Genomic DNA, 21972 nt, shown 5'->3' on the forward strand with positions numbered 1-21972 from the left:
GGGCCCGGTGTTGTCAGGCGAGATCCGCAATGGCGGCGGCAAACTTGGGCAGGTGCTCGCGGTGTGCCAGCAGCAGCTCCTGGGCAACGGTTTTTGCCTCGTTGTCCGAGTGGATCAGCGGATTGAGGTTCATAGCCAGCAGCAGGTCATCGAAGGAGCCGCTCAAGGCAGCCTGGGAGGCGGCAATCTCGAAGCTCTTGATGAGGTGAATGAGCCCGTTGACCTTGTCATCGAAACGGGTGAGGCGCGGGTGAGGAGTGGCGCCATCACGGCCCACCAGGCAGGTCATCTCGACGGTCCAGTCGGCCGGAATGTTGGTGACATGGCCATGGTGGGGGATGATCACATACTGTTCGCTGCGCTTGTCGTTATGGATGGCGCTGATCACCTCGCAGGCCGCATCCGAGTAGTAGGCGCCACCGCGCAGCTCCAGCTCCTTGGGCTTCTCGTTGAGTTCAGGGTTCTGGTAGAGCTCAAACAGCGTTTTCTCGACTTGTTGCACCACCTGGGCCCGGGCGCCGCCCTTGTAGAACTCGCCCATCTCGATCCCCAGCATCTCTTTCTCTTTGAAGTAGTAACGCAGGTAGGAGCAGGGCAACAGGCGCAGTCCGCGCATCAGGCTCGCATCGAAGGGCAGATCGAAGATGTTCTTGACCGAGCTGGAACTGGTGAGGCTGCCGTCTATCACCCCCTCGAGCAGTTCATCGAAACGCGATACCCCATTGACCAGCACGTCGCCGATGAACACCAGGTGATTGAGGCCGAAAATGTCGATGGAGAGGGCGTCCTCTGTGGTGACCTTGAGGGCGTCGCGCACAAACATCTGCATGCCGACCGGAATGTTGCACACCCCGATGAAGCGGCGGAACTGGGTGTGGCGATGCACGGCTTCGGTCACCATGCCAGCCGGATTGGTGAAGTTGATGAGCCAGGCATCCGGGCAGATCTCTTCCACATCGCGGATGATGTCGAAAATGACGGGGATGGTGCGCAGCCCCTTGAACAGGCCGCCCGCACCATTGGTCTCCTGGCCCAGCAGACCGTGGCTGAGGGGAATGCGCTCGTCTTTTTCCCGGGCTTGCAGCTGGCCGACCCGCAGCTGGGTGGTGACGAAGCTGGCGCCTTGCAGCGCGGCGCGGCGATCCAACGTCTTGTGCAGCGTCATGGGGATGCCGGCTTTCTGGATCATGCGCTGGCAAAGGTCGAAAATGATGTCCAGTTTCTCCTGGCCTTCGGGGACATCGACCAGCCACAGCTCGTCGATGGGCAGCTCGGCGTAGCGTTTGATGAAGCCATCGACCAGCTCCGGGGTATAGCTGCTGCCACCACCTATGGTGACCACTTTAAGCGTCTTGTTCATAAGCACCTCTTTCATCATTCTCAAATTGGGTTGAATAAGGGGCCGCCCTGCATCGGGGGTGCAGCGGGCCGCAGCCACCTGTGGCAGGGGCCGGTCAATCTGGGTCAGCTGTTTTGCCGCACATGGTTTTTTAAAAATACGGCTCGCCAATCTCAGGCCGGGGTTTCAAATTTCGGATAGAGATATTTTCGGTAACTGCCCGGGGTAAAGGAGGTCAACTTCTTGAAGTTTTTGATAAAGAGGCTGACATCGTTGTAGCCGGTCTCGAAGGCGATGTCGGCCACAGAGTCGTTGGTGACTTCCAGCTGCATCTTGGCGTAGTTGACCCGGATCTCGTTGATGATCTGCATCGGCGTCTTGTTGTAGTAACGCCGGGTGGCACGGGTCAGGTACTCCTGGCTCTTGCCGGAGAGATGGATCAGATTGGCCAGGGCATCGTCGGCAAACAACGAACGATCGTGCATGCGCTCTACCGCCTCATGGAGCCAGAGTGGAAGATCCTCGCTGGCCGAGGCGTCCTTGTAGTGACGCAGCCGGTTCATCACCGAGTAGGTCACCACTTCGAGAAATTCGGTCAGCGCCTCTTCCCTGAAGCCGGGAGAAACCAGTACCGACTCGATATAACTCAGGAATTCATGCTTGAGCGGATAGGCCTGGGACGCCACGAAGTGTTCCGGCAGCAGGTACTTGAAGTGCTCGTCAAAGTAGCTGCGGCTGATCCCGACGTTGAAGATCCGGGTGGTACCAAACTCGTAGAAGCTCTGATGGGATGAGCCCAGCGGAATGAACACCAGATCGCCGCGCTCGAGCAGTACCCGCTTGCCGTTGACCTCCTGATAGTAACGGCCGGTCAACACCAGGGTGAATTCGTAATAGTCGTGCTGATGCAAACCGGTACCGCTCACCTGCTTGTTGTAGATGAACATGTGAAAGGGTCTGTTGTTGAACAGCTCGTTTTCCCGGATGGTCTTGACGCTCATTATTCGCCCCCTATGGCTGGCCGATGCCGCTGTTATTTGCCGAGCAGTTTTTCGTGCACGTCGATGAGCTCGTTGATCAGCTCCCGCGCCAGCATGGAGGTCATCAGGTGATCCTGGGCATGAACCAGTACCAGAGTAACCGGGACCTTGCCCTCGCCCTGATCGCTCTCAATCAGCTGGGTCTGCACCAGGTGGGCGGCGTTGAGGGCCTCGCGGGATTGGGTCATCAGCAGGCGGGCGGCGGTTATGTCGCCCTCCTTGGCCTTCTTCAGGGCGCTGTAGGCCAGGCTGCGTGCCTGCCCCGAGTTGATGATGAGTCCCATCACCACCTCCTCCATGTCATCGCAAGTCGTGGTCTCTGCCTCTATGTTGTCCATATCGAACATCTCTTTATCCCCTTGATTACAGCTAGTTAATTGAAAGCGGTTTAATGGCATCTCACTTAATTGAAACCATGGTTGCGTGCCACCTCGGCAAACCAATAGCCGCTCTTCTTGATGGTGCGGGTCTGGCTATCAAGATCCAGCCGGATCAGGCCATAGCGGTTCTTGTAGGCATTGAGCCAGGACCAGTTGTCGATGAAGGTCCAGAGGTGATAACCGCAGCAGGCGCTCCCCTCTTGCAGGCCACGATGCAGCCACTCGAGGTGACCACGAATGAAGTCGATGCGGTAGTCATCCTCTACCCGCCCTTCGGACCCGATGAAGCGATCTTCCCCCTCGACCCCCATGCCATTTTCCGAGATGTAGCAGCGGGGGTTGCCATAGCCCAGGCGCAGCTCGGTGAGGATGTCGTAGATCCCTTTCTCATAGATCTCCCAGCCCCGGTGCGGGTTCATCTTGCGACCCGGCATCTCATAGAAATCGAACAGATCTTCGGGAGTGCGCGGCGCCCCCGAGCAGGCTTGATCCTTGGCCTTGACTCGCCGTGGCTGGTAGTAGTTGATCCCCAGCCAATCCACCCGTCCGGCACTGAGAAGCGCCTTGTCACCGGCTTCCACCGCAGGCAGTAGATCATGCTGGCGCAGCAGGGCGACCAGCTCGGGGTCATAGCCCCCTTTCAGGGCCGGATCGAGGAAGCTCTTGTTGAGCAACAAGTCGGCCCAGCGCGCCGCCTGGCGATCTGCCGCCGAATCGGATCTGGGGTAGGTGGGGCTCAGGTTCAGGATGATGCCAATCTCGCCGCTGGCACGGGCATCGCGAAAAGCCTTGACCGCACCGGCGTGGGCCAGGGCTGTGTGATAGGCGACCGTGACGGCGCGACGAAAATCCACCACACAGGGGTAGTGGAAGTGGCCGAGGTAACCACACTCGACCGGCACTATGGGTTCGTTGAAGGTAAACCAGTGCTTGATCCGTGAGCCGAACAGTTCGAAGCACAGGCTGGCGTAACGCACATAGGCCGCTACCACGTCCCGGCTCTCCCAACCGCCTAGCTCCTGCATGCACAGCGGCATGTCGAAGTGGTAGAGATTGATGAAGGGGGTGATCCCCTCGGCCAGCAAGCGGTCAAAGACGGCATGGTAGAAAGCGACGGCCTGCTGATTGACCTCGCCCGTCCCGTCCGGGATCAGTCGGGACCAGGAGATGGAAGTACGAAAACTGTTGTGATTGAGCTGCTTGAGCAATGCGATATCGCTCTCGAAACGGTCATAGAAGGTCGAGGCTTGCGCCGGGCCTATGCCCTGATGGAAGCGCGTCGGCTCAATGGCGTGCCAGTAGTCAAAGATGTTGTCGGACTTGCCATCTCGGCTGGAGGCTCCCTCCGTCTGGGGCGCCGAGCTGGCGCTGCCCCACCAAAAATCGTCCGCAAAGCGATACGTCATCTTCTTCTCCTTCGGCTTGAAGAGGGAGGAGCCAGGCTCCTCCCGGGAGTGTCATCAGAATTTCAGGGCCAGCGCGATATCCTCTTCGCTCTCCTGTTCTTCCTCGATAACGGCCTGGGCCTTGTTGGCAATCAGCACGAAGGGGACATACATCAGGGTGGCTATCCCCAGGTTGAATATCGCCAGCAGGGCCGCGGCTATGCTGCCGTTGGTGTTGAAGAAGGCCCCCAATCCGGCTGGCATGGTCCAGGGCGCCATGTTGGTGATGGGCGGGATAAAACCTGTGTTGTAGGCAAACAGGGTGATGGTCGCCAGCACCGGTTGCACCATCACGAAGGGGATGAGCAACACAGGGTTCATGATGACCGGCAGGCCAAACAGGATGGGCTCGTTGATCTGGAAGATGCCGGCGGGCATGCCCAGTTTGGCCACCTGACGGTAGTCATCGCGACGGGACACCATAAACACTGCGAGGATGAGGCCTAACGTTGCACCCGTACCACCGAGGAAGATGTAGGAGTCGAGCATCGGCTTGGTCCAGACGTGGAAGGTCTTGCCGGCGGCGATGGCGGCTTCAACGGAGCCGTATTGGGTATAGAGGGCGACGTTTTCCAGGGTAAAGGGCACCAGAATGCCGTTCTCCAGTGCCGACAGCGCCAAAGAACCATGGACCCCGAAGAACCAGAGCAGCGGGGAGAAGAGCACATAGACCCAGCCGACCAGGCCACCCATGTTGGACAGGGGGGTTGAGATGGTATCCATGATGATCTGGTGGAAGTTGGTACCCTCTGTCTGGAGCAGGTAAGCGACTATCCCCATGATGGAGAGGATGATGAAGCCGGGGATCAGCGCCGAGAAGGAGCGTGCTACCGAGGTCGGTACGCTGTCAGGCAGGCGGATCACCCAGTTGCGACGAATGACGAAGGCAAACATCTCGGCCGAGACGAGACCAATGATCATGCCGGAGATGATGTTGGCACCACCCAGCCAGTTGGCGCCGACCGCATAGGCCTCGCCGACGCTGAAGGGGGTGACCGTCATGAAGGCGGCGACCGAGAGCAGACCGGCCGAGAGGGGATCAACCTTGCGCTCCTCTGCCATGGCATGGCCGATGAAGAAGGGAGCCATCAGGGACATGATCCCCAGGGTGCCGTTGTAGACGCTGCCACCTATGCTCTTGAAGCCGTCCAGGGTGGCTATGGTGGCGGGATCGAGTCGCACCCCCATGGAGTAGAAGAAGGATCCTTCCCCAAAACTCAGGAAGACGTTGTTGATCAGGACAAACATGGCCCCGGCCAGGGTCAGGGGCATCAGTTTGATGAAGCCATTCTTGATGGCGTTGACATGAGGCTGCTTACCCAGCTTGACGGCAATGGGCAATATGGCCTTTTCCAGCGATGCGATTATGGTGCTCACGGTGTTCTCCTTACTGAGTGAGGCTCTTCTTGATGGATGCGACGGCGGCCTTGAGGACCCCTAACCCATCGACCTTGCCATAGAGCAGAGAGTCGATGACTTCGACCGGCTTGCCCGGCAACAGGGCCTGGATTTCCGGCAGCATGTAGGCAATCTGCGGGCCCAACAGCACCAGATCCGCATCCTGACCCTTCTCGGCTGCCAGGGTTTCCGGGTAGGCATCTATCTCCACGGGCACATCATATTTCTCAGCCTGCGCCTTCATCTTCGAGACCAGCAGTGACGTCGACATCCCGGCAGAGCAAAACAGGTAAATACGCTTCTTTCCCATAACCATTTCCCTCAACACTTGAAACCAGATGAATAGATCGGCCGAGATGGTTGCCTGTCGCGCTATCAACACAAATCAATCATCTCCAATTGACCTCATTGTACCGACCACTGTGCTCCACCTGGTATTTCGATACTTATATCAATTGTCTCGGGTTGACCCTCGGTTTTGCCATTGCTCACATTTCTGATGGGCAGGCTCAGAGGTAATGAGGTGCAAAGAGGATATCCACCTTGGTTTAATCTTTATTTTTCAGTCAGTTATTTTTTGCGTTTGGAAGTAGGTCGAAATCTGGATGGAAAAGATCAATAACGGGTGGCAGCTCACATTTCACAAGCGATGCAACCTGATTGATATTCAGCTTGGCTGGGGGGCTTGGCCATTTTTTCAGCGCGATGCGCACTCATTGACTATTGGCTGCAGATAAGTTGCTGGGTGAGGCAAGCTGTTGCCGTATTGAGCGGGTTGGTGGGGAGGGTGTACATAGTCACTATCGGGAGGGGACGTGGCGGTAAGTGAGGGCTGAGGGAGTCAGGGTAGTGAGGAGATAGGGCGCAAAGGATGAGAAAGCCGACCCCGGAGTGGCTCCGGGGTCGGCGGGGATGGCGTTAGATCCGGCCCTGATAGCGCAGCGGGAAGCGGCCCTGACCGTCGGGTTGACCGAGGAAGGGCAGCCCCTGCTTCATCTGATCCGGCAGCTCGGGCCCAGGCTTGAGGGTGCCCTGGAACAGGTACTGGCGATTGGCCTGCAACTCCAGCTTGCCCTGCACCTGCACCGCCTCGGAGCCCTGCTTGAGCTCGGCCACCAGACGGGAGTCGAGACAGGTCAGCTTGAGCTCGGGATCCCCCAGCAGCAGCTTGCCCGCCGGGGTGTCGGCCTCAGCGCCGTACCAGTTGAGGTTGCCATAAAGCTCCTCACACCAGGGCTTGCCCTGGGCGAACTGATCGACCTTGAGTTGCAGCTGACCCGCCGTCGTCAGGGGGAAGGGCAGGCGCGTGGGCACCCGCGCCAGCACCCAGGGAGCGGGGGCGTTGAGGGTGATGTCACGACCGAAGGCAGCGCCATTCCAGCCGATCACTCCCTGACCGTTGAGGCCGGCGCGATCGCCGAAACGCACCGACACCTCGGGCGCCAGGCGCAGCAGCGACCAGCCGTCGAGATCCCAGCGCAGCTGGGTCAGGGACTCGCTGGCATATTGCAGCCGGGCAATCTGGCCGCTCCAGAGGGTGCCGCTCACCCCTTCCAGCTGCACCAGGTTGGGGGGCAGCGGCAGATGGCGCACCACCAGAGTGGCTGGCAACCTCACCAGCAGGAAACCGAGATAGGCCACCAGAAACAGGGTGGCGATCAGGACTTTTTGTTTCATAGAACAGGACTCGACTGCAAGGATCCGGCCCGGGCCAAGCCAGGAGCCAACATTGAGCGCCATGCCAAAAACCGGGCGGCGCCCATTACGCTTGGTGTCATTGGGGGCGGCTCAACTGCAAGCGCCTGACCTTGACCAGGCCGGGAGCCAGCCCCTCCCGGGCCACCTCTATGATCTGCACCTGGACGCCGTACTGATCGGAGAGGGTCGCGAGCCAGAGCAGCAGATCCTCGAACGGGACAGTGTCTATCCACACCTGCAACTCCTGCCCCTGGGGTTGCAGCCTGGCTATCTTGATCTTCTGGTTGAAGGCGGTTCGGTTCACCACCCCGTCCAGGGTGCCGCTGGTGTCGAGCTGGCGGCCTTGGCCCCCCTGCATCGCCAGCACCTCCTGCCCCTTCTCTTTCAACCAGGCGAGCGTCTGCTGCTGGTTGGCCACCTGCCGCTGCCGCTCGTCGATGCGATTGGCGACGGGCTGCCAGATGACCCAGTAGCAGAGCCCGATCAGCAGGGCACAACCCCCCACCGCCACCAGCCGCTGTTCGCGGGGGCTGATGCCACGCCACCAGCCTTGCAGTTTGTCCATCATGATGATTTCCCCTTCAGCACCAGCGCCCCTTCCACCTTGCCCTCATGGCTTCGCACCTCCCCCTGCTGCACCTCGAAGCGCTTGCCCGCCAGCTCGCGAAAACGCTCTATCTCGGTGAAACCGGGGGCCGTGACCTGCAACCTGAGCTCGCCCCTGGCCGCGTCGAAACGCATCACCTCGGGCTTGAGACCCGGCACCTCGGCAAACACAGGCGCCAGCTCGGTCAGCAGCAGCAGAACCCCACCCTGCGGGGCCTGCCCCAGGGACTTGAGGTGCTGGCTCATCTGGCTGCGGACGTTGACGATCCGGGTCTCCCCCGGGAAGATCCGGGTATAGACCTGCCGGATCTCCGCCTTGAGGGCCTTGTCCTGCTCCGTCAGTTGATAGAGCTGTACCCCGCGCTGGGCCAGGGCCACCAGCAGCAGTATCCCCGCCAGCACCGCCACCTTGCGCCACTGCAGCCAGTAACGGCCGTACTCGGTCTGGGGCCGATAGGGCCCCTGCAACAGGTTCGCCTGGCAAGCGATCGCCCCTTTCGCCAGCAGCAGCATGGGCAGCTCGGGATCCGCCGCCTGCCAGTTGGCGGCCGCGATGGCGGGAGCCGGGGTATGGCTATGGATGGTGACGGGTTCGGGCTGGGCCGCCAGCAGCATGGCCAGCAGCGGCTCGTCGGCGACTATCCCCTGGACTGGGCCCTGGCGGATCAGCCACTCGGCGCCGAGTTGCAGGGCAGACCACCCCTCGGCGGCGGGCGGCAGGGCCAGCACGTCCGGCAGCAGTTGCAGGGTCTTGAGCCCCGCCTGCTGCAGCCACGCCAGCCACGCCTGCATCTTCCCCTTGTCCACCGCCATCAGATCCACATCCTGTCCCTGATGAGCCAGCACCACTAGATGCAGCTCGTCCACGTCGGAGGCGATCTGCTCCTCGAGCAGATAGGGCAAGGCCGCCGCGGCCTGACGGCTGTACTTGCCCGGCAGTCTGACCCGCCGGAAGATGAGATCGCTGCCGGGCACCAGGGTCACCACGGGGCGGCCACCGGCACGCTCCTGCAGCTCACCCAGGGCATGGGCCGAGGCCAGGGTGCCGGAGGCGATGATCTCCTGCTCCTGCGTCGACCACACCAGCCAATGCACCGGCTGCTGCGCATTGGTCCCCAGACGGATGACCAGACTCTCGCTCACAAATGATTCTCCTGCCATGCCCGCCAGCATCCTCGTCGATGGGCGGGCCGCAGCCGTCGGCTGCAGTCCAGATAAGGGGCGGGACAGACAGGCCAGAGGCCGGCCATCTCCCTGTTATTCTGCACCGTCGTTCAGACGGCGCAACATCACCAGCTTGTTGTCCTTGCCGCGCTGGAAGACGGTCTCCAGCCGGGCTCGCACATCACCCACCTCGGCCAGCAGACGGGCCTCGAAGAAGCTGCTCTTGATGTCCAGCGCGCCGTCCAGCCCCGTGATGCTGCCCGGTTGTACCGACAGCTCATCCGTCATCTCCTTCTTCTCCTTCCACCCCTTCTTGGGGCGGTTGGTCAGCACCCGCTTGGCGTCGTCCAACCCTATCTTGCCCTGATAGAGCCCCACCAGCAGGGCAGCCTGCTCCGGCTTGATAGTATTGATGTTCACCACCAGCTTGTCGTTTGGCAGGGTGCACACATAGGGGGCCAGCCGGGCGTAGAGCTCGCTGCTCACCCCGCGCACGGCCCGCAATTCGTCCGTTCCCAGCAGCCACTGGTTCGCCACCAGATAGGGGGGATTGAGCCCCTCGTAATAGGCATCCTCGGCCCCGTTGCTCGAGACCAGCTGGGTATCCTTGTCGGTCCAGTCGCGGATGGCGTCGGTGAGCTGCACCGCCTCGTACTCATCCACCTCCAGCGCCTCGAGCAGCGCCCGGAACGCCTTGAACTGATAGGGCTGCGCATCGAGATCATCGCCGCTCTCCCCCTCTTTCAGGGCCAGGCTCAGGCTGTTGAGGTTGAAGCAGGATTGCAGATCCCGCACCCGCCCGGACAGGGTCCCGTCGTCCACCGGGAAGACGGCATCCTGCCGTGCCCAGTTCTGGCCCAGGTTGACCACATCGGGGTCATCCTTGAAGTCCTGGTTGAGCACCTTGATCACCAGCGCCTCCGCCGACATGGCATACCACCAGGCCTGCTTGCCAGCAGTGAGGTTGCTGGTCCGGCGCAGCTCCAGCTGCAACCGGCCGCTCATGTTGCTGGCGATGATCACCATCACCGACAGAATAAGCAGCACCACCAGCAGGGCCATGCCCCCTTGCCGGCCGGGTGTGGTACGGAATGGGCCCCGGCTGCGCTTAATTGCCATTTTCAGCCCTCTGACCACCGGCTCCTATCAGGAACTGGCGACGGCCAAGGGTGCCGTCATCTTCCATGACGGACAGGGAAAAACGACGATCAATTACCATTTTCAGCCCTCTGACCGCCGGCTCCTATCAGGAACTGGCGGCGTATGGTGCCGTAATCCGCCAGATCCAGCTCCACCGCCAGCCCATAGGGCAGCAGGTCGCGCTGGGTCCACTCCTCCTTCCACGTGCCCTTGTCGTAGAAATAGAGCCGCAGGGCCGTCACCCCGGTCAGCACGGGCTGAATCCGCGGCTCGGTGCCGATCGCGGGATCCGGGTAGAGGTAGCTCAGCCGCTCCAGGGTCTGCTCCTTGAGTCGCCAGCCCACCCGCTGCAAGCCGGAACGCGGCAGCATGCCGTCCGGATTGAGCCAGCCGCCACGGATGAAGGCCATGCCCCAGTCATCGCTCTGCTGGCCGAAGCGGGAGGCCGCCAGCAGCACCTTGTTGTTCTCGCCATCGATGCGGCCGCTGCGCGGCACCATCTGGGTGATGTCCCGCTCCAGCAGGCTGAAGGCGAGCTGCAGTTCGGAGAGGCGAAGCTCCTTGTGCTTGGCCACCTCGTCGCTGGTGAGAACCCCCTGCAGCACCTGATAGGCCCCCATGCTGAGGCTGGCGAAGATGGCGATGGCCACCAGCATCTCAAGCAGGGTAAAGCCGGCCTGGCGGACAGCGCACCGGCCTGAGGTCACCGACATGGGCGATGGCCGCAGCAACCTCTCAAGCAGAGTAAAGCCAGCCTGGCGGACAGCGCGTCGGCCTGAGGTCACCGACATGGGCGATGGCCGCAGCAACCTCTCAAGCAGGGTAAAGCCAGCCTGGCGGACAGCGCGCCGGCCTGAGGTCACCGACATGGGCGATGGCCGCAGCAACCTCTCAAGCAGGGTAAAACCACGGTGGCGGGAAGGGCGGGTGTTGCTCTGAATCATCGGCTGATATAGGTCCGCATCATGGCCACCGGGCTCTCTGCCTTGGGCGCGGTGCGCACCTCCACGTCCAGGGCCTTGAAGTTGTTGTCGCTGGTGGCGACGCCACGATAGCGCCAGTACCAGGTCTGTCCGGCCATCTCCTCGTCCCCTTCCACCCAGCTGTCTCCCGGCCACTTGCCCTCGAGCTTTTGCTGCACCAGCCGGTTTTCCACCACCCAGGTCGCCAGGGTCTTCTGCTCCAGGTAGTTGAGGCCGGAGAGGTGCTCGCTGGCGGTCTTCATCACGGCAAGGCCGGCGATGGCGAACACCGCCAGCGCCACCATGACCTCCAGCAGCGTCATGCCGCGCGCCCTGGCGGGCCCGCCCGTGACGCGGCGAACTCGCTCGCCACCTGCGCTCCTGCCCGTCACTCTTCTTCCTCTTCGTCTTCTTGCAGGAAGAGACGACCGAACTCGTCCCCCTTCAGGGTGCGCAGGTAGCTCAGATCCTCGTCCTGCTGGCTCAGGGTCAGCACGAAGGGGGTGAGCTCCCCCCCCGGAAAGATGAAGATCTGGGGCGTGCGCTCCTTCTCGTCGCGGCCCTGCTCGCTCTTCTCGTCCGAGTCGGTGCGCCAGCTGAAACCCTCCAGCTCGACGGCCAGGGTGATCCCCTCCGGCAGTTGCACCGGCCCCAGCAGCTTGTCCCCGGTCAGTGCCTGCCACTTGCGATCCTTGGGATTGCGGGACATAAACTGCCAGCCGTTCTCCTCGACTCTCAATCCCAGCAGCCGGCCATCCATCACCGAATACTCCTGCGCCTGTTGCAGGGTCGCCATGAGGCGACGCGCCTGCTTGTCCAGCTCCCTGTCCCCCCGGGCGCCCCCCATGCTGAGGACGACGGCGGTGGCCACCAGCCCCATCAACATGGCGACCAGCAAGACCTCCAGCAGAGTGAAGCCAGCCTGACGACGAGGCTTCACAAGGCCGGCCCCATCAAGATGGCGGCGAGCAAAGGCACCTCCAGCAGAGTGAAGCCAGCCTGACGACGAGCAGATGGCGCAGCCCTCATTCAGGCTGCTCCAGCAAGGCGGAGCAAACGGGGCGCCAAATCACCTACTGGAAGTCCTTCAGGTTCCAGTTGCCGATGTCGTCATCTGTCCCGGCTTCCCCGTCCAGCCCCATGCTGAAGATGTCGATCTTGCCGAACTGGCCCGGGCTCAGCAGCTGGTACTGGTTGCCCCAGGGATCCTGCGGCAGGCGCTTGATGTAGCCCCCGTCCCGGTAGCTGCGCGGCTCGGGTGACGCGGTCGGCTTGTTGACCAGGGCATCCAGACCCTGCTCTGTGGTCGGGTAGCGGTTGTTGTCCAGCTTGTACATGTCGAGGGCATTTTCCAGCGCCACTATGTCGGAGACCGCTTTCTGCTGATCCGCCTTCTCCTTGTTGCCCATCAGGTTGGGCACCACCAGGCTGGCCAGGATCCCCAGGATCACGATGACCACCATGACTTCCAGCAGGGTGAAACCCGATTGACGACGCTTTTGCATGACTACAGCTCCTAACGAATTGAGATGGCATGAGCCATCAGAGATTGATTGTTGACCCGCGCTCGTCCGATTACGCCGCCGTGCGGCTAATCGAACCTGCGAGATCGACTGGCTTTGCAGGTTCGAATAGGGTCGCGTATTCGGACATCCGAACCTCACTCACAAATTGACCATGCTGTTCAGTTCGAGCGAGTTGACCGCAGGATCGACCGACGTCACCCGCACGCCAGCATCATAAATTCACCATATTGTTGAGCTCGAGGATCGGCTGCAGGATCGACATCACGATAAACAGCACCACCCCGGCCATGGAGACCACCAGCATGGGCTCGAATACCCCGAGGGCGATGTTCACCTGGGTTTCGAACTCCCTGTCCTGGTTGTCCGCCGCCCGCTCCAGCATGCTGTCGAGCTCGCCGCTCTGCTCGCCGGAGGCGATCATGTGCAGCATCATGGGCGGGAAAATCTTGGTCTCATCCAGCGCCTTGCGCAGGCTGGTCCCCTCGCGCACCCGCTCGGTGGCCTCACCGATGCGGTGGCGGGCAAAGTCGTTGGAGAGCACCTCCCCCGAGATCTTCATCCCCTCCAGCAGCGGCACCGCGCTGGCGTTGAGGATGCTCAGGGTGCGGGCGAAACGGGCGGTGTTGAGGCCCCGGCTGACCCGGCCGATGACCGGCAGGCGCAGCACCACCTGATGCCAGTGGCGGCGCCGTCCGGCATCCGTGAGCCACCAGCGCCAGACAAACCCACCCACCAGCAGCAGCAACAGGAACCAGAGGCCATAGTGCTGCATCAGCTCGCTGGTGCCGATGAGGAAGCGGGTGGTGGCGGGCAGTTGCTGGCCCATGTGTTCGAACTGGGCCACCACCTTGGGCACCACTGCGGTGAGCAGTATGGAGATGACGCCCACGGCCACCAGGGTGAGGACTATGGGGTAGATCATCGCCTGCAGCAGCTTGGTGCGCATGTGCTGGCGCTGCTCGGTGTAGTCGGCGAGGCGGTTGAGCACCTTCTCCAGGTGACCGGACTTCTCGCCGGCCGCCACCATGGAGCGAAACAGCTGATCGAACACATGGGGGAAGGCGCCGAGCGAATCGGCCAGGGAGTAACCTTCTACGACCTTGCTGCGCACCGTGGCCACCAGGCTGCGCAGGTGGGCCTTCTCGCACTGCTCGGCCACCGCCTTGAGCGCCTCTTCTATGGTCAGCCCGGCCCCCACCAGGGTCGCCAGCTGGCGGGTGATGAGGGCCAGCTCCGAGGTGGAGGCACCGCGGCGAAACAGCACGAAGCGATTGGCCTCCCGCTTCGCCTTCTCGGTGGTCTCGTTCACCTCGAGGGGGGTCAGCCCCTGCTCACGCAGCAGCTGGCGCACCTGACGGGCGGAGTCCCCCTCCATCACCCCGGACTTCTGTCTGCCTCTGGGGTCGAGGGCCTTGTATTCGAACGCAGCCATCCTAGTCTTCCCGGGTCACGCGCAGCACCTCTTCGAGGCTGGTCTGCCCCTGGAGCACCTTGTCGATGCCGTCGCGGCGTATGCTGGGGGTATGGCCCCGGATCAGCCGCTCGATGGCGAGCTCGCCGCTGGCGCTGTGAATCGCCTCGCGCACCGCCTCGTCCACCACCACCAGCTCGTGGATGCCAGTCCGACCGCGATAGCCGGTGTGGTTGCACTGCTCGCAGCCCACGGGGCGCCAGATCTGCTGATCCGGCGGAAGATCCAGCCCCATGGCGAGGCGCTCCTGCTCGGTGATCGGGTGCGCGGTACGGCAATCCAGGCAGAGGGTGCGCACCAGCCGCTGGGCCAGCACCGCCAGCAGGGACGAGGAGAGCAGGAAGGGCTCTATCCCCATGTCCCGCATCCGGGTGATGGCGCCGATGGCGGTGTTGGTGTGCAGGGTCGACATCACCAGGTGGCCGGTCAGCGACGCCTGCACCGCGATCTGGGCGGTCTCGAGGTCACGGATTTCCCCCACCATCACCACGTCCGGATCCTGACGCAGTATGGCGCGCAGGCCCCGGGCGAAGGTCATGTCCACCTTGGTGTTGACCTGGGTCTGGCCGACCCCTTCCAGGTCATATTCGATGGGATCTTCCACAGTGAGAATGTTGCGATCCCGGGAGTTGATCTCGGAGAGCGCCGCATACAGGGTGGTGGACTTGCCCGAGCCGGTCGGGCCCGTCACCAATATGATGCCGTGGGGCTTGCGGATGAGATCGCTGATGATGTTGCGATTGGCCAGCGTCATGCCGAGCTGCTTGAGCTCGAGGCGCACGTTGTTCTTGTCGAGCAGTCGCAGCACCACCCGCTCGCCGTAGCTGGACGGCATGGTGGAGACCCGCACGTCGACGGCGCGGCCGCCGATGCGCAATGAGATGCGGCCATCCTGGGGCACCCGCTTCTCGGCGATGTCCATCCGCGACATGACCTTGATCCGCGAGACCAAGAGTGATGCCAGCTTACGATGGGGGCGCAGTATCTCCCGCAGCACCCCGTCGATGCGAAAACGAATGACCAAGGCCCGCTCGAAGGTCTCGATGTGGATGTCGGACGCCTCTTCCTTGATCGCCTCGCTCAGCATGGCGTTGATGAGGCGGATGATGGGGGCGTCGTCGTCGGCGTCCAGCAGATCCTCGCTCTGGGGCAGCTCTTCGGCCAGGGCGAAGAAGTCCATCTCGTTGCCGAGATCCTCCATCAGCTGGCGCGCCTCGGAGGAGTCGCGCTGGTAGTGGGCCATCAGCAGCGTCTCGAACTCGTCATGACCCAGCTGCTCCACCGCGAAGGCGCACCCCGCCACCCGGCGCACCTCCAGCAGGGTCTGCGGCGCCACATCCTGGCGACAGAGCAGCACGGGGGCACCCTGACGCTCGGTCAGGATCACCCCGAAGTTGCGGGCGAAGGCAAACGGCAGTTCCGGCAAGGGGGCCGGCAGCTCGCTGCCATCGAGCTGGTAGGCGGCCATCAGGGCTTGCTCTGCACGAACGGCTGTTGCACCGGTTGTTGCACTATGGGTCTCACCACAGTGGTCGACTGCTGCTGGGCCTTCATCAGTTCAATCTGCTTCTGTACCTCGGGGGAGAGCATCACGTCCTGACCATAGGCCGGCAGCACCTGACGGGGTGGCGAGGTGGCGTACCCCTCCTCAGCCGCCAGGTTCAACTGTTCGGCACGGAACAGGGTGTACTTGTTGCTGGAGACCCCGGAATAGACGTTGGCATCGCGCAATATGGTCGGCCGGATGAAGACCATCAGGTTGCGCTTGGCGGTGGTGTTGGAGGTGGAGCGGAACAGGTAGCCCAACACCGGGATATCCCCCAATATTGGCACCTTGGAGACCTGCTCCTTGGTCTGCTCGTCCATCAGGCCGCCCAGCACCACTGTCTCGCCGCTCTTCACCAGAACGGCGTTCTTGACGGTACGGGTATCGAAGGTGGGGCCCAGGTTGGCGGTACCCGTCGCCTGGGTCTGGGCTACGCTGGAGACCTCCTGCTCTATGTTGAGCAGCACCGAATCCCCTTCGTTGATCTGGGGCGTCACCACCAGCTTGGTGCCCACCGTCTTGCGCTCTATGGTGTTGAACACCTGGTCGCTGGTGGTGGAGCTCTGGGAACCGCTCTGCACCGGCACTTCCTGGCCGACGTTGAAGGAAGCTTCCTTGTTGTCCATGGTGACTATGCTCGGGGTCGAGAGGATGTCGTTCTTGGTGTTGGTGGAGAGCGCCGTCACCAGCATGGCCCAGTCCCCCTTGTAGAAGCCGGCCGCCATGCCGCTGAAATCACCGAGCAGGTTTTCGAGCCCGTCGGTGTTGCCGTTGTCCTTGTAATCCTTGCCCGCGATGATGGCGGGTCCGATGGGCAGACCGGTATTGGTGAACTGGGTGCCGCCGCCATTGGCGTTGCCCCACTGCACCCCGAGGTTGAGGCCGTCACCGTCCTGGATCTCGACGATGATCGCCTCCACCAGCACCTGGGCACGGCGGATGTCGAGCTTGGCGATGACCTGCTCCAGCTCGGCCATGACGTCCGGCTGTGCGGTGATCACCAGGGCGTTGGTGGTCTCGTCGGCGGAGATGGCGAGCTGGCCGCCGCCTATGCTGGCACCGCCGCCGGTGGCTGCACCACCCTTCTTGTCTGCCTCGATACTGGAGCTGACGCCCTTGAGCACGTCCACCAGATCCTTGGCCTTGCCATATTTGAGGTAGAAGACCCGAGTATTGCCCTGGCTCTGCAGGTCCCGGTCGAGCTGGCGCACCATCTGGATGATGCGGGCACGGGCCTTGGGCTCACCGCTGATCACCACGGAGTTGGTGCGCTCGTCGGCCACCACCTTGGGAGAGAGCAGCAGGGAGGCGTTGGCCCCCTGGTTGTTGCCATCCTTGTTGAGGTTGGTCACCAGCCGCACCATCTCGCCGGCGGAGGCATATTTGAGCTTGATGACGTCCATCTCCTGATCGCCTGCGCGATCCACCCGGCGCACCACCTCCACCAGGCGGTTCACCACGGCGGCGCGGCCTGTGATGAGCAGCACGTTGGAGGGCTCGTAATGGACCACGTTGCCGCCGCCGGCGTTGTCGTTGAGCTGGCGCAGCAGGGGGGCGAGTTCCCGGACCGAGACGTTGCGCACCGGCACCACCCGGGTCACCATCTCGTCCCCCACACCGGGGTTAGTGTCGTCCACCACGGGGATCGCCGAAGTCTTGGCATCCTTGGAGCGCACCACCTTGAGCACGCCGTTGTTCATGGGCACCACGGCGAAACCGTAGACGTCGAGCACGCTCAGGAAGAACTGGTAGTACTGATCCTCATTGAGCAGATCGTAACTGCGGACGTTGATCTTGCCGCGCACCGAGGGCTCTATGATGATGGTCTTGTTCAGGTTCTTGCCGACCGTGTTGATGAACTCTTCGATGTCGGCATTCTTGAAACTGGCGGAATACTCGGTGGCCCAGGCAGAGCCAGCCATCATCAAGGCTGCCGCCACCGTGGCCAGACGCCAGCCCTTCCCTTTATTTATCATTCTTGGTGTTACTCCAATTCATTATTCTGACAAGCCGACATAGACATCGTAGAGCTGTCCTTGCCGCTCGACGGTGACGGTCATTTCCGTGGCACCCGCCACTTGCTGCATCGCCTGCATGGCCTGTGCGTTATCCCGCAGATCCAGGCCATTTATGCTGACCGCCAGATCGTTGGCGACCAGTCCGAGTTGATTGAACACTTCGGGATTGCTGCCCGGATTGAGGCGATAGCCGACCATGCGACCATCCACCCGGACCGGAGAAATATTGAGATAATCGGTGATCTTGCCAGGATTGCTCATCAACTCGCTGCGAACGGAAGAGAGCTCAGCCCCCTGCCGCGTCACCTTGGGCAGCGGCTTGCCGTACTCTTCCCCATCCAGCATCAGGGTCTCGTCACGGCCGTCCCGGGCAATGATGACCCTGTCGGCAAACACCTGACGGATCCTGGCCTGGGTGCCGTCGATGTAATCCCCTATACCATAGGAGTTCTGCAGGCCGTTGTGGGCGATGATGGCGATGGACTTGCTTGGTTCTGTACTGGCCAACACCCCGTTGAGCTGGGCATTGAGCTGGGTCTTGGGGGCATCGATCAGGGCCGCCTGGGCCACCTTGTCGGCCTGCGGCTGCTGCGCCTTGCCAAACAGGGAGAGCCGGCTGAGGTTGGCGAGATCGAGGCGGGCAGGTCCGGCGCCCTGACCCGGAGTGACCGCAGGCTGCCAGGGCAGAGGTCGGGGGGACTGGGTGAGATCGAACAGACGCCAGGTGAGCACGGCGCACTGCTGGGCCAGCAACAGCAGAAGCAGCCAGAACAGAGGCTGGCTGAAACGGGAGAGTGGCACTGTCTTGCAGCGAGCCAGAAGGGAGCCCAACAAGTCATCCCTGAACGGTAGCGTCATGTTTATCAATATATTCTGGCATCCAAATCGTTTAGCTATTGTGTACGGCAATGGACCCAGAGACAACCGACCGGATGGGATGAAGCTGTGAAAATTCAGATTCCGTCACACCCCGCTTCCCCCTGTTTCTATCCCGGGCCCTGCCTCTGGTATAATCAGGCTCCCTTTTCAGCCATCCCGGAGCCGATCCATGTCGAATCCAGCACAAAGCAGCACTCAGGTCCGCCTCGACAAGTGGCTGTGGGCGGCACGCTTCTACAAGACCCGCAGCCTGGCGCGGGATCAGATCGACGGCGGCAAGGTGCATTATAACGGCCAGCGCAGCAAACCGGGCAAAGCCGTTGAAATCGGCGCCCTCGTCCGTTTCTGGCAGGGCCAGGATGAACGGGAGGTGCGGGTGCTCGAGGTGAGCGAGCAGCGCAAATCCGCCCCCCTGGCTCAGCTGCTCTATGAAGAGACCGAGGAGAGCCTGAAGAAACGGGCCCAGAACAGCGAGGCACGCCGCTTTAACAGCCAGTTCGCCCCAAGTCCGGAGCGCCGCCCCGACAAGCAGGAGCGACGCCAGCTGATCAAGGTCAAGCAATACTGACTCGCCCTTGTGGCCCCTTTATGACGACAGGTGCGAAAATTAGTTCCTAACCACCTGTTTAACAATGTATTTATCTTTTCCCCCAGAAAACCCTAGGAAAGCATGATGAGTAACCAAGATCTCCTGTATCGCTATCTGTTCGAAGAGTACGAAGTCCGGGGGGAGCTGGTCCAGCTGGATAGTACCTATCGTCACATCGTCGATGCCCAGAACTACCCGGTACAGGTACAGAAACTGCTGGGTGAACTGCTGGTCGCCACCAGCCTGCTGACCGCCACCCTCAAGTTCGAAGGCTCCATCACCGTGCAGCTGCAAGGGGACGGCCCGGTGCGTCTGGCGGTGATCAACGGCGATCACAACCAGCAACTGCGCGGCGTGGCCCGCTATGAAGGCGAGCTGCCGACCGACGACAAGCTGCAGAGCCTGATTGGCAACGGCCAGCTGGTGATCACCATCACCCCTGAAGAGGGCGAGCGCTATCAGGGCATCATAGCCCTGGAGGCCGACACCCTGGCGGCCTGCCTCGAGCAGTACTTCGCCCAGTCCGAGCAACTCGCCACCAAGCTCTGGATCCGCACCGGCCACCACCAGGGCCAGCCCCGCGCCGCAGGCATACTGCTGCAGGAGCTGCCCGCCCGGAGCGAGGATCACGGCGCCGACTTCGACCACCTGATCCAGCTCACCAGCACCATCAAGGATGAAGAGCTGTTCGGTCTGGAGGCCGAAGAGATCCTCTACCGCCTCTACCATCAGGACAAGGTACGGGTGTTCGATCCCCAGGCGATCGAGTTCCGCTGCACCTGCTCCCGCGCTCGCTGCGAAGGGGCTCTGCTGCAGATAGAGAAGGAGGAGGCGGTGGCCATGGTGCAGGAGCTCGGCAAGATCGACATGCACTGTGATTACTGCGGCGCTCACTACCAATTTGATGGAATAGACATCGAAACCCTGTTCAGCGGGGCTCCCGGTAATGATGCAAACAAGTTACACTAAATAAAGGCGGGCAAAACCCGCCTTTAACTTAAATAACAAAAAAATACCCTATTTTATAAAGTTTGATGGCGATCGCTAAAAACTACCACCTAGGTGGTAGCATGGACGTCAGATAGAACCCTACACACCTCTGAACCCAGGAGAACATAATGACTATCGTGGTAGAACCCACCCTGGCCCAACAACTGAAGCTGGACCAATACGGTATCAAAAACAGCCAGGAAATCGTTCGCAACCCCTCCTATGAGCAGCTTTTCGCAGAAGAGACCCGCCCAGACCTGGAAGGATTCGAACGTGGCGTCGTCACCGAGCTCGGTGCCGTCAACGTCAACACCGGCATCTTCACCGGCCGTTCCCCAAAAGATAAATATATCGTCAAGGACGGCACCACCCAGGATACTGTGTGGTGGTCTGACCAGGGTAAGAACGATAACAAGGCAATCACCCCGGAAGTGTGGTCACATCTGAAATCTCTGGTGACCAAACAGCTCTCCGGCAAGCGCCTGTTCGTGGTGGATGGCTACTGCGGCGCCAACCCTGACACCCGTCTGGCGGTACGCATCATCACAGAGGTGGCCTGGCAGGCGCACTTCGTGAAGAACATGTTCATCCGCCCGAGCGAAGAAGAACTGAAAACCTTCAAACCGGACTTCGTGGTGATGAACGGTGCCAAGTGCACCAACCCGAACTGGAAGGAGCAGGGTCTCAACTCCGAGAACTTCGTCGCCTTCAACATGACAGAGAAGATGCAGCTCATCGGTGGCACCTGGTACGGTGGCGAGATGAAGAAGGGCATGTTCTCCATGATGAACTACTTCTTGCCCCTGCGCGGCATCGCCTCCATGCACTGCTCCGCCAACGTGGGCAAGGATGGGGACGTGGCCATCTTCTTCGGCCTCTCCGGTACCGGCAAGACCACCCTCTCCACCGATCCCAAGCGCCAGCTGATCGGCGATGACGAGCACGGCTGGGACGACCACGGCGTGTTCAACTTCGAAGGGGGCTGCTACGCCAAGACCATCAAGCTCTCCAAAGAGGCCGAACCGGATATCTACAACGCCATCCGTCGCGACGCCCTGCTGGAGAACGTGACGGTCGCAGCCGACGGCACCATCGACTTCGACGATGGATCCAAGACCGAGAATACCCGGGTCTCCTACCCCATCTATCACATCGAGAACATCGTCAAGCCGGTCTCCAAGGCGGGTCATGCCAACAAGGTTATCTTCCTGACCGCCGATGCCTTCGGGGTGCTGCCTCCGGTCGCCAAGCTGACCAAGGAGCAGACCAAGTACCACTTCCTGTCTGGCTTCACCGCCAAACTGGCCGGTACCGAGCGCGGCATCACAGAGCCGACGCCGACCTTCTCCTCCTGCTTTGGCGCCGCCTTCCTCAGCCTGCACCCGACCAAGTACGGTCAGGAGCTGGTGAAGCGGATGGAAGCCTCAGGGGCGGAAGCCTACCTGGTGAACACCGGCTGGAACGGCACCGGCAAGCGCATCTCCATCAAGGACACCCGCGCCATCATCGACGCCATCCTGGATGGTTCCATCGAGCAGGCGCCGACCAAGGTGCTGCCTGTCTTCAACCTGGAAGTGCCGACCGAGCTGCCGGGCGTGAACCCGGCCATCCTCGACCCGCGCGACACCTATGCCGACCAGGCCGAGTGGGACGCCAAGGCCCAGGATCTGGCCCAGCGCTTCATCAAGAACTTCGAGCGCTTCACCGACAACGACGAAGGCAAACGCCTGGTTGCTGCGGGTCCGCAGCTGTAAGCTGCGTCCCGCCAAGGTGACAACCCC

Annotated in this window: 21 protein-coding genes; 3 read left to right on the forward strand and 18 right to left on the reverse strand. The window is 61.6% G+C overall.

What is annotated here, in order from left to right; translation table 11 throughout:
* Positions 1-13: 13 nt before the first annotated feature.
* The 18 genes from ACWPWQ_RS14530 to exeC form a co-directional block, all read right to left on the reverse strand.
* Positions 14-1360 carry a 6-phospho-beta-glucosidase gene (locus tag ACWPWQ_RS14530; RefSeq protein WP_454010110.1) on the reverse strand — a complete coding sequence of 449 codons (1347 nt, stop codon included), beginning with the start codon at positions 1358-1360 and terminating at the stop codon, positions 14-16.
* Between the two features lie 152 nt (positions 1361-1512).
* Positions 1513-2340: a transcriptional regulator ChbR gene (chbR, locus tag ACWPWQ_RS14535; protein ID WP_247625488.1), complete on the reverse strand. Its 828-nt coding sequence runs from the start codon at positions 2338-2340 to the stop codon at positions 1513-1515.
* Positions 2341-2372: 32 nt separating this feature from the next.
* A complete protein-coding gene (gene chbA, locus ACWPWQ_RS14540) occupies positions 2373-2726 on the reverse strand; it encodes a PTS N,N'-diacetylchitobiose transporter subunit IIA (RefSeq protein WP_202047256.1) in 354 nt (117 codons plus the stop codon).
* A 56-nt stretch (positions 2727-2782) separates the two neighbouring features.
* The gene (locus ACWPWQ_RS14545) at positions 2783-4165 is read right to left on the reverse strand and encodes a glycoside hydrolase family 1 protein (RefSeq protein ID WP_454010111.1); all 1383 of its coding nucleotides are present in this window, start codon (positions 4163-4165) and stop codon (positions 2783-2785) included.
* Positions 4166-4219: 54 nt separating this feature from the next.
* Positions 4220-5581 (reverse strand): PTS N,N'-diacetylchitobiose transporter subunit IIC, encoded by a 1362-nt coding sequence (chbC, locus tag ACWPWQ_RS14550; protein ID WP_202047258.1) that lies wholly within the window; start codon positions 5579-5581, stop codon positions 4220-4222.
* 10 nt (positions 5582-5591) lie between these two features.
* Positions 5592-5912: a PTS sugar transporter subunit IIB gene (locus ACWPWQ_RS14555; protein WP_202047259.1), complete on the reverse strand. Its 321-nt coding sequence runs from the start codon at positions 5910-5912 to the stop codon at positions 5592-5594.
* Positions 5913-6520: 608 nt separating this feature from the next.
* The gene (gene exeN / locus ACWPWQ_RS14560) at positions 6521-7279 is read right to left on the reverse strand and encodes a GspN family type II secretion system protein ExeN (protein WP_404837197.1); all 759 of its coding nucleotides are present in this window, start codon (positions 7277-7279) and stop codon (positions 6521-6523) included.
* A 97-nt stretch (positions 7280-7376) separates the two neighbouring features.
* On the reverse strand, positions 7377-7868 hold the full coding sequence (exeM, locus tag ACWPWQ_RS14565) for a GspM family type II secretion system protein ExeM (protein ID WP_454010112.1): 492 nt from the start codon (positions 7866-7868) through the stop codon (positions 7377-7379).
* On the reverse strand, positions 7865-9049 hold the full coding sequence (gene exeL, locus ACWPWQ_RS14570; RefSeq protein WP_202047261.1) for a GspL family type II secretion system protein ExeL: 1185 nt from the start codon (positions 9047-9049) through the stop codon (positions 7865-7867). Before exeL ends, exeM begins: the two co-directional genes overlap by 4 nt.
* A gap of 114 nt (positions 9050-9163) precedes the next feature.
* Entirely contained in the window at positions 9164-10189 is a 1026-nt protein-coding gene (gene exeK / locus ACWPWQ_RS14575) for a GspK family T2SS minor pseudopilin variant ExeK (protein ID WP_404837198.1), read from the reverse strand.
* Between the two features lie 89 nt (positions 10190-10278).
* The gene (gene exeJ, locus ACWPWQ_RS14580; protein WP_454010113.1) at positions 10279-10923 is read right to left on the reverse strand and encodes a GspJ family T2SS minor pseudopilin variant ExeJ; all 645 of its coding nucleotides are present in this window, start codon (positions 10921-10923) and stop codon (positions 10279-10281) included.
* Positions 10924-11150: 227 nt separating this feature from the next.
* Positions 11151-11564: a type II secretion system minor pseudopilin GspI gene (gene gspI, locus ACWPWQ_RS14585; protein WP_429108488.1), complete on the reverse strand. Its 414-nt coding sequence runs from the start codon at positions 11562-11564 to the stop codon at positions 11151-11153.
* A complete protein-coding gene (gene exeH, locus ACWPWQ_RS14590) occupies positions 11561-12112 on the reverse strand; it encodes a GspH family T2SS minor pseudopilin variant ExeH (protein WP_454010114.1) in 552 nt (183 codons plus the stop codon). The genes gspI and exeH overlap by 4 nt, the downstream gene beginning before the upstream one ends.
* Positions 12113-12245: 133 nt before the next feature.
* On the reverse strand, positions 12246-12677 hold the full coding sequence (exeG, locus tag ACWPWQ_RS14595; protein ID WP_202047265.1) for a GspG family T2SS major pseudopilin variant ExeG: 432 nt from the start codon (positions 12675-12677) through the stop codon (positions 12246-12248).
* Between the two features lie 232 nt (positions 12678-12909).
* Positions 12910-14130, reverse strand: a complete 1221-nt coding sequence (exeF, locus tag ACWPWQ_RS14600) for a GspF family T2SS innner membrane protein variant ExeF (RefSeq protein WP_025328343.1) — start codon at positions 14128-14130, stop codon at positions 12910-12912.
* 1 nt (position 14131) lies between these two features.
* Positions 14132-15637, reverse strand: coding sequence for a GspE family T2SS ATPase variant ExeE (gene exeE / locus ACWPWQ_RS14605; protein WP_202047266.1), 1506 nt, complete (start codon positions 15635-15637; stop codon positions 14132-14134).
* Positions 15637-17691, reverse strand: coding sequence for a GspD family T2SS secretin variant ExeD (exeD, locus tag ACWPWQ_RS14610; protein ID WP_202047267.1), 2055 nt, complete (start codon positions 17689-17691; stop codon positions 15637-15639). The genes exeE and exeD overlap by 1 nt, the downstream gene beginning before the upstream one ends.
* 21 nt (positions 17692-17712) lie before the next feature.
* Positions 17713-18564 (reverse strand): GspC family type II secretion system variant ExeC, encoded by an 852-nt coding sequence (exeC, locus tag ACWPWQ_RS14615; RefSeq protein ID WP_330847517.1) that lies wholly within the window; start codon positions 18562-18564, stop codon positions 17713-17715.
* A gap of 217 nt (positions 18565-18781) precedes the next feature.
* On the opposite strand from exeC, the gene hslR reads away from it, so the two are divergent.
* The 3 genes from hslR to pckA all read left to right on the forward strand — a co-directional run bounded on the left by hslR (position 18782) and on the right by pckA (position 21945).
* Positions 18782-19180 (forward strand): ribosome-associated heat shock protein Hsp15, encoded by a 399-nt coding sequence (gene hslR, locus ACWPWQ_RS14620; RefSeq protein WP_454010115.1) that lies wholly within the window; start codon positions 18782-18784, stop codon positions 19178-19180.
* A 105-nt stretch (positions 19181-19285) separates the two neighbouring features.
* On the forward strand, positions 19286-20170 hold the full coding sequence (gene hslO / locus ACWPWQ_RS14625; protein WP_202047270.1) for an Hsp33 family molecular chaperone HslO: 885 nt from the start codon (positions 19286-19288) through the stop codon (positions 20168-20170).
* A gap of 149 nt (positions 20171-20319) precedes the next feature.
* Entirely contained in the window at positions 20320-21945 is a 1626-nt protein-coding gene (gene pckA, locus ACWPWQ_RS14630) for a phosphoenolpyruvate carboxykinase (ATP) (RefSeq protein ID WP_139433939.1), read from the forward strand.
* Positions 21946-21972: the final 27 nt, after the last annotated feature.

This window comes from Aeromonas sp. Marseille-Q7275 (assembly GCF_965119515.1).